Annotated in this window: 8 protein-coding genes and 1 pseudogene; all 9 read left to right on the plus strand. The window is 38.1% G+C overall.

Going from position 1 to position 8,523, the window contains the following annotated elements; all coding sequences use genetic code 11:
- Nucleotides 1-1,272: DUF1542 domain-containing protein (locus tag PCY12_RS10045; RefSeq protein WP_301352783.1), on the plus strand; the 1,272-nt coding region annotated here is incomplete at its 5' end.
- Between the two features lie 314 nt (nt 1,273-1,586).
- Complete coding sequence (locus tag PCY12_RS10050; protein ID WP_031233612.1) at nt 1,587-2,045, plus strand: DUF4231 domain-containing protein; 459 nt, start codon at nt 1,587-1,589, stop codon at nt 2,043-2,045.
- A 12-nt stretch (nt 2,046-2,057) separates the two neighbouring features.
- Nucleotides 2,058-2,666 carry a hypothetical protein gene (locus tag PCY12_RS10055; protein ID WP_301352786.1) on the plus strand — a complete coding sequence of 203 codons (609 nt, stop codon included), beginning with the start codon at nt 2,058-2,060 and terminating at the stop codon, nt 2,664-2,666.
- On the plus strand, nt 2,659-3,069 hold the full coding sequence (locus PCY12_RS10060) for a hypothetical protein (protein ID WP_000595750.1): 411 nt from the start codon (nt 2,659-2,661) through the stop codon (nt 3,067-3,069). Before PCY12_RS10055 ends, PCY12_RS10060 begins: the two co-directional genes overlap by 8 nt.
- A 10-nt stretch (nt 3,070-3,079) precedes the next feature.
- Complete coding sequence (gene ply, locus PCY12_RS10065) at nt 3,080-4,495, plus strand: cholesterol-dependent cytolysin pneumolysin (protein WP_301352788.1); 1,416 nt, start codon at nt 3,080-3,082, stop codon at nt 4,493-4,495.
- 972 nt (nt 4,496-5,467) lie between these two features.
- Entirely contained in the window at nt 5,468-6,418 is a 951-nt protein-coding gene (locus PCY12_RS10070; RefSeq protein WP_301352790.1) for an N-acetylmuramoyl-L-alanine amidase family protein, read from the plus strand.
- A gap of 318 nt (nt 6,419-6,736) precedes the next feature.
- Nucleotides 6,737-7,256: pseudogene (locus PCY12_RS10075) on the plus strand (hypothetical protein); the annotation flags it as partial.
- Nucleotides 7,257-7,528: 272 nt separating this feature from the next.
- Nucleotides 7,529-8,104: a DUF2625 family protein gene (locus PCY12_RS10085; RefSeq protein ID WP_301352792.1), complete on the plus strand. Its 576-nt coding sequence runs from the start codon at nt 7,529-7,531 to the stop codon at nt 8,102-8,104.
- Nucleotides 8,105-8,311: 207 nt separating this feature from the next.
- Nucleotides 8,312-8,523, plus strand: a 212-nt coding sequence (tnpA, locus tag PCY12_RS10090; protein ID WP_301352794.1) for an IS200/IS605 family transposase, incomplete at its 3' end; no start/stop codon positions are given.

Here is an 8,523-nt window from a genome sequence, read left to right on the forward strand (position 1 = left end):
CTTTCTGACAATGAGAAGACCAAAGCAAAAGCCGAAATCAAGAAGATAGCGGACAAAGCTAAGGAAGACATTGATGGAGCAAGTGATCAAACTACGGTAGATCAGAAGAAAGACCAAGGTGTCAGCGACATTGGTAATGTGAACCCAGTAGGAAAAGAACTTGCCAAGCAAGAATTGGCAACCAAGGCTCAAGAGAAGAAAAATCAAATTACAACGACGCCACATCTTACGAATGAAGAAAAGACAGCAGCCATCAAGAAAGTTGAAGCAGCTGTTAAGACGGCAGAAGGTGAAATTGATAAGGCCACGGATCAGGCAGGCGTTGACAGTGCTAAGAACGATGGCTTAACTGCCCTCGATAAAATTCTTGAAAATCTTTCTGCTCGTATTAACCAAGGAAATTCATACATACCAGGTAATGGTACTAACCAAGCAGGTTCAGATAGTAGGGGGGATACGGGTAGCCAAGGAGACAGACCAGCTCCATCTGGTGATGGCAGTCAAGGCGATGCAAATAACCAAGATCAGCCTACTACTCCAAACGCTTCAGCTCATTCGGGAAATTCGACGGATCAAGCTACTGGTCCATCTGCTCAACAGAGGGGAACAGGAAATGCGACAGAAGCAGAGTCTTCACAAGGGCTATCTGAAAGTTCTGCGACACCAGCAGTCCGTAGCCGTAGAAGTGTAGCTTTCGCTGGAGGCGCTCAATCGAGTCAAGAGAAACAGGTTGATAAATCCGTCTTAAGAGATTTGATTCAAGACTTGGAAACTCGTTTGAAAGACTTGGATGGTATTGATCAATCTGTCATCGACGCTGCGAAGGTCATTCTCGGAGAGGGTCAAGAAGCCCTTAGAAATGCTGACTTGACAGAGGCAGGCTTGAAAGAGATGACTGCTAAGGTCAAAGAAGCCCTCGAATCCTTGAAAGGCAAGCAAGCGACTAAGGATGAAGAAGAAACGAAAGAAACAAGGAAAGAGCAAGGTCATCTTCCATATGGTACGATGATTGCTAGCCTGCTCGCCCTTCTTGGTCTCCTTCTCTTCCTCATCGCGCGTCGTAAGAAAGAGTCAGAACTCAAGAAATTGACCAAGGAATTGACTAAGGTTCTGCAAGACGGTGACCTTACAAGTGTAGATGCGAAAGTCCTTGATCAAGCACGAGAAGCTCTCGCTCAAGCAGTTGCCTTCCTAGCCAATGAGAAAGAGTCTGACTACACAGAAGATGAGTTGATTGAGAAACTCAAAGCTATTCTTGCTCAGTTAAGATAAGCAAAGTTTAGACGAGTTGGAAACTAGCTAGAATAGTGATTGATAGAATGTTGGAAAAACTCAATTTGAGGTGAACATTCAGAAAATCTTTCTCTGATAAAACGCATAATATCAAGCTTTTTAAGGCAAGGTATTATGCGCTTTTATTATTTTGAAACTTTTTGTTCTATCCTATTTGTGATATTTTTCCCTTATTTCATAAACATTTCATATTTGGATTTTATAATAAGATATAGCTTTCCAGTTTTTACTATACTTTGATATTCAAATATGTTATACTATGATTATCAAAGTAAATGAAAGGGGTTACGAACATGACGCCAGAAGAAATGTACTTGACAGAGCGATTAGACGTACAGATAGCTCATTTTTTAAAGAAAAGCGTTCAACATCGTAGACGCTATAAGGTATTAAAAATAACAGAAATCGTGGCAGGTTTTCTCATAGCTGTTTTTTGTGCTATTCCTATGCCAGGTGATCGCTACCGTTTGATTTCGGTTGCCTTGTCCAGTTTAGGCTTGCTGTGTGAGGGGATTCTCAATTTGTATAATGCCAAGGAACACTGGATTTCTTACCAAAAGACTGCGCAACTCCTGGAGAGAGAAAAATTCCTCTATCAATGCCAAACAGAGAAATATGCAGGAAAGACCAAGGCTTTTGCCCTATTTGTTAAGACATGCGAAGGTCTTATCTCAGAGGAAATCAACCAGTGGGAAAGTATCCAGTCAAAAGAAGTGGCAGCTAGTGCAGATGCTCCAGAGAAAAAAGAATAGGAGGTGGAGGAAATGTCTCAATCCAGCTACCTATTGCCCTTGCTCTGGTTGAAAAAAGAAGCCGATAAGGAAAAGATGAGTGCGACCCAGTGCCAGATATTTTTCTTTTACTATCAACTGTTTGAACTCTTATTTGCTAGAGAAAGTGACTTGAGAGACTTATGTCTGGGAAGGCAAGGTTTTTATTTCTCGCAGTTAGAGAAAGATTTGCTTTCTGGAGTTTCCCACTTTCTAAAAAACTTGGAGGGCAAGGGGACTCTCAAGGCTAACCAAGAAGTATCAGCTCGCAAAGCCCTTTTTCTAGCCTTGACAACTAGCCAGTCAGATTGGCAGGAGTTAGCTCCTGTTTTTGATTTTTATCAGACTGTCGGGAGACTTGAAACGCCCTTGCTCTTGAGTTTTCAGGACAGACAAGATCTGATGTGGATTTACCAGTCAGCTTTGGAGAAGGATTATAGTGTCAAGGTAATTGGCGACAAGCATTTTGTATTGAAGAGACAAGATGCTACTAAATTGACAACGCGCCAAACTCAAACTTTGGAAATTCTGAGTCAATCAGAAGACTTGGTCAATCCTGTCTATGTTACATTAGGAGAAAAGGGGGTGCTTTTGCTTGATTAAGAGAGGAGATGTTGTAGCTCTTTATTTGCCTTTTCCAAGTATTAGTAGCGATTTGGCTGTGAAGAATCATATGTATATCTGTATTGACAACAGCATGACTAAAAACAAAGAGTTGGTTAAAAATCAGACCTTCAAACCAGCTCTCTTGACCAGACGTTTGGTCAAGAACTTTATGATAGAAGAGCCGGATTTAGCTCGTAATCCTTTTACAAGACCAACCTTGATTGACTTAGATAAGGTATTTATGTTGGATAATACGGTCATTCCGACTTCTTATCTAGCCAGACGGCGACGCAATGTCTCAGAAGAATTGTACGAGGAAATTTTGGATCACTTAGTCCAACCACAGCTGATTTCGCTGAACAAGTCTGAGTTTATGCAACTCAATCCAGGAACTTATTAGGAGGTAGAAGATGACAAATAAAGCAGTAAATGACTTTATACTAGCTATGGATTATGATAAAAAGAAACTCTTGACCCATCAGGGAGAGAGTATTGAAAATCGTTTCATCAAAGAGGGGAATCAGCTACCCGATGAGTTTGTTGTTATCGAAAGAAAGAAGCGGAGCTTGTCGACAAACACAAGTGATATTTCCGTGACGGCTACCAACGATAGTCGCCTCTATCCTGGAGCCCTTCTCGTAGTGGATGAGACCTTGTTAGAGAATAATCCCACTCTTCTTGCGGTCGATCGTGCTCCGATGACTTATAGTATTGATTTGCCTGGTTTGGCAAGTAGTGATAGCTTTCTCCAAGTAGAAGACCCCAGCAATTCAAGTGTTCGCGGAGCAGTAAACGATTTGTTGGCCAAGTGGCATCAAGACTATGGTCAGGTCAATAATGTCCCAGCTAGAATGCAGTATGAAAAAATCACGGCTCACAGTATGGAACAACTCAAGGTCAAGTTTGGTTCTGACTTTGAAAAGACAGGGAATTCTCTTGATATTGATTTTAATTCTGTCCATTCGGGCGAAAAGCAGATTCAGATTGTTAATTTTAAACAGATTTATTATACAGTCAGCGTAGATGCTGTTAAAAATCCAGGAGATGTGTTTCAAGATACTGTAACGGTAGATGATTTGAGGCAGAGAGGAATTTCTGCAGAGCGTCCTTTGGTCTATATTTCGAGTGTTGCTTATGGGCGTCAGGTTTATCTCAAGTTGGAAACCACGAGTAAGAGTGATGAAGTCGAGGCTGCTTTTGAAGCTTTGATAAAAGGAGTCAAGGTAGCTCCTCAGACAGAGTGGAAGCAGATTTTGGACAATACAGAAGTGAAGGCGGTTATTTTAGGGGGAGACCCGAGTTCGGGTGCTCGAGTTGTAACAGGCAAGGTGGATATGGTAGAGGACTTGATTCAAGAAGGCAGTCGCTTTACAGCCGATCATCCAGGTTTGCCGATTTCCTATACAACTTCTTTTTTACGGGACAATGTAGTTGCGACCTTTCAAAACAGTACAGACTATGTTGAGACTAAGGTGACAGCTTACAGAAACGGAGATTTACTCTTGGATCATAGTGGTGCCTATGTTGCCCAATATTACATTACTTGGGATGAATTATCCTATGATTATCAAGGTAAGGAAGTCTTGACTGCTAAGGCTTGGAACAGAAATGGGCAGGATTTGACGGCTCATTTTACCACTAGTATTCCTTTAAAAGGGAATGTTCGCAATCTCTCTATCAAAATTAGGGAGTGTACAGGACTTGCCTGGGAATGGTGGCGTACGGTTTATGAAAAAACTGATTTGCCACTAGTGCGTAAGCGGACGATTTCTATTTGGGGAACAACTCTTTATCCTCAGGTAGAAGATAAGGTAGAAAATGATTAGGCTCGTGATTTTAAAATGAGTCTATCAAACAGTGGCTGTAAGAAAAAGTAAAAAGGGTAGTGAAACTCCTTGCTATACAGGGAATTAGCTACCTTTTACTTGTTTTAGAAGTGCCGTTGTACTAGTCTAACTTCAATATCATGTAAAATCAAAAAGAGCATAAATTTCTGTTTCAGGAACACATAGATTACACTCTTCGAAAATCTCTTCAAACTACGTCAGCCCTATCTGCAACCTCAAAACAGTGTTTTGAGCAACCTGCGGCTAGCTTTCGAGTTTGCTCTTTGATTTTCATTGAGTAATAGATGTTTGGTTAGAAACTCTTCTATTGATTTCTTAGAATATAATAGCGCTTATAAGAACTGTTGAATTTCAAAGTATTTACTTGAACTATGATATGTCTGGAGTAGACTGTCAACAAAAGGTGCAGTATAATGGTTTTTATCGCTTATGTCTACAAACTCTAAACAGTAGTTTGAGCGGACTTTGTCAAACTTGGTAGAAACTTTCTATTTTCAGATAATGGTCTAGTTTGTTTTTTGAATGTTGATAAGGATGGAAAGGCAAGGAAATCTTGGTAACCAAAGTGCAATCCTAGTTGGATTTACTGAATAAAATCTATTTCCTCTAGTGAAAATCGAAAAAACTTGTGCTGTTATCTTTAGTTTGGTCTTGAAAATAGTTTAACAGACTTTTGACTTCTTTTATATGATATAATAAAGTATAGTATTTATAAAAAGGACATATAGAGACTGTAAAATATACTTTTGAAAAGCTTTTTAGTTTGGGGTGTTGTTGTAGATAGAATGCAGACCTTATCAGTCCTATTTACAGTGTCAAAATAGTGCGTTTTGAAGTTCTATCTACAAGCCTAATCGTGACTAAGATTGTCTTCTTTGTAAGGTAGAAATAAAGGAGTTTCTGGTTCTGGATTGTAAAAAATAAGTTGTTTTAATTGATAAGGAGTAGAATATGGAAATTGATGTGAGTAAATTAAGAACAGATTTGCCTCAAGTCGGCGTGCAACCATATAGGCAAGTCCATGCCCATTCCACAGGCAACCGTAACTCAACGGTTCAAAATGAGGCTGACTACCATTACAGAAAAGATCCTGAATTGGGCTTCTTTTCTCACGTAGTCGGTAATGGTCGTGTTATGCAGGTAGGACCTGTTGATAATGGTGCCTGGGACGTTGGGGGCGGTTGGAATGCAGAAGGTTATGCACAAGTTGAACTGATTGAAAGCCATGAATCAAAAGAAGAGTTTCTGATTGACTATCGTCTCTATATCGAACTCTTGCGCAATCTAGCGGATGAAGCTGGTATACCGAAAACACTTGATACAGACGACTTGGCAGGTGTCAAGACACACGAATACTGCACCAATAACCAACCCAATAATAACTCAGATCATGTTGACCCTTATCCTTATCTTGCCAAATGGGGTATTAGCCGTGAGCAGTTTAAGCAGGATATTGAAAACGGCTTGACGATTGAAGCAGGATGGCAACAGAACGATACTGGCACCTGGTATGTACACTCAGATGGTTCTTATCCAAAAGATAAGTTTGAGAAAGTCAATGGTACCTGGTATTACTTTGACGGTTCAGGATATATGCTTGCAGACCGCTGGAAGAAGCACACAGACGGCAACTGGTACTGGTTTGACCAGTCAGGCGAAATGGCGACAGGCTGGAAGAAAATCGCTGAGAAGTGGTACTATTTCGATGGAGAAGGTGCTATGAAAACAGGCTGGATCAAATACAAGGAGACTTGGTACTATCTTGATAGTCAAAATGGGGACATGGTTTCTAATGCCTTTGTCAAATCAAATGATGGCTGGTATTACCTTAAAGAGGATGGCACGATAGCAGACAGACCAGAATTTAGTATAGAACCTGACGGTTTGATTACGATGAAGTAGTTTTTTTGTGAAGAGTAGCATTTTTGCTTTTTAAATAGACTTGTTTAGTGTCTTGTTGAATTTTTAAACTATAAAATATATTCTTTTGTGTATTGTTGTAGCTGATTTAAAGATGCGAAAACTAAAAACACCAATGGTTAGTTGGAACGATACAAATTCAATTTTTAACTAGCTAATCTTGCTTTAAATAGTTATCGAACAAGTCTAATAAACTTTGAGATAATTCTGACCTTTTCTCTCTTTTCTAGGAATTTTAATAATTTTGTGTAGGAAAGTTAAACAAACAGTAGCTTCTGATTAAAGAAAAAAGAAGGAGAATTTGTTACTCAGGCTCGTACTATGGGTGAAAAAGCCAATATGAATGTTGTTTTGGTGTTTTCAAAGTTATCAGACAGTGAAAAAAGTAACTACTTCAAGCTAGAATTCCTTTTGTCGACTTCAAGGGAAACCTCTTCTTCCCTTCATTGGGACTAGTACTGAATGCTAATGATGATACTGAATCCCATAAGAAATTAACACCTCGCGAACAATTAACGTGGATTGCTTTTTTATTGACAAAAGGTCAAAAAGTAGTAGATGTTGATTTGCTTTCGCAGGTAACTGGACTTCCAAACTCAACGATTTATAGGTGCTTGAGGAATTTTAAAACGTTAGATTGGTTAAACAAGCCAAATAAACTTTGTTTTGGAATGATTTTAAAAATAATCATGATAAATAATTTGTAGATTCGATTTCTCTCTATTTGACCTTAAAAGATGATAATCCGCGTATAGAGGAAGAGAGTGAAGCACTACAAAACACTATATTACAGTATCTAGGAAAAGATGATGCTAGTTAATACGAATTGGGGGAACTGTACCTCTATCGTATTGGATTCGCAAGGATTTAAAAGTCGCACAACAAAAGATTATGATATGGTCATCATTGATGAACTAAAAAATAAGGAATTTTATAATACCTTATTTTTTAGAATTGGGAGAGTATCAAGGAAGTCAGAAAGATGAGAAAGCGTAGCTTTTTCGATTTACAACAGGTCATCAGTTAAGACCGTATGATTATGGTACAAAAGTTAAATTTAGTATAATAGAGTAGGTGAATAAAATGTTAACTATGAAAAAGATTATTGCGGAATTTGATAAAAGTTCTAATGATATTAAATTCCTTGAATTTAATAAAAAAACAACGGATAGTATCGAAAGACCACAAGAAATGAAGTTTATCTTAGAACATTTTTCTTATATAACTGTTAATGGTTATTTAAAAATCTTGGGGAATGATTCGGAGAATGGCTTCATCTACTGTAATGAATTGTTTTCAAAATGTTATAATTCTAATCGTTGTTTGATAGCTTATGATATCTTGGGTGGTCTATTTGCAATAAATATTGAAAAATTAAATTCAATAGAATATTTCGCTCCTGATACATTAGAATGGGAGAATTTGGAAATAGATTACAAGGGATTTTTATATTGGGTGACGACAAATCAGTTAGACACATTTTATCAAGGACTTATAGTGCCAGATTTGTTCAAATTAGATTTATCGCTTGAAACAAATGAAGTTGTTTTGACCTATCCTTTTATTTGGTCAATGGAATACACTCCATCAGGTTCAGTTAGAAAAATAGTCCCTTTTAAAGAATTGTTAGGAATGAATGCTGATTTTTATAGACAGTTAAGTATATAAATTCATAGGCGTACCTCTCGTTCTAGATTGTTATTTATCTTATAGTCATTTAGTTTTAAAAAGCGCTCTAAACATTCAAAAATATTTGGGACTTCCCTTAATAAATCCGTCACTTTTTTCAAGATAGCCCAAGCCTGCTCAATTGGATTCAAATGCTGTGCCTCTCTTTGATGTAATCTAATGCTCCTTGTTTAAAATCTGTACTATATGCATAGCTTTATTATAAGATGCTTGTTCAAAACTAATCAACTATATCACATTGTGTTCACCCCTAAGTATAGACGAAAAGTTATCTATAATCAATATCGAAGTAGTTTAGGCGAAATATTTCATCGCTTGTGTAGTTATAAAGGAGTTGAAATTATCGAGGGTCACTTAATGCCAGACCATGTACACATGTTAGTAAGTATTCCACCAAG

The organism is Streptococcus sp. SPS1, assembly GCF_030439915.1.
GTDB lineage: Bacteria > Bacillota > Bacilli > Lactobacillales > Streptococcaceae > Streptococcus.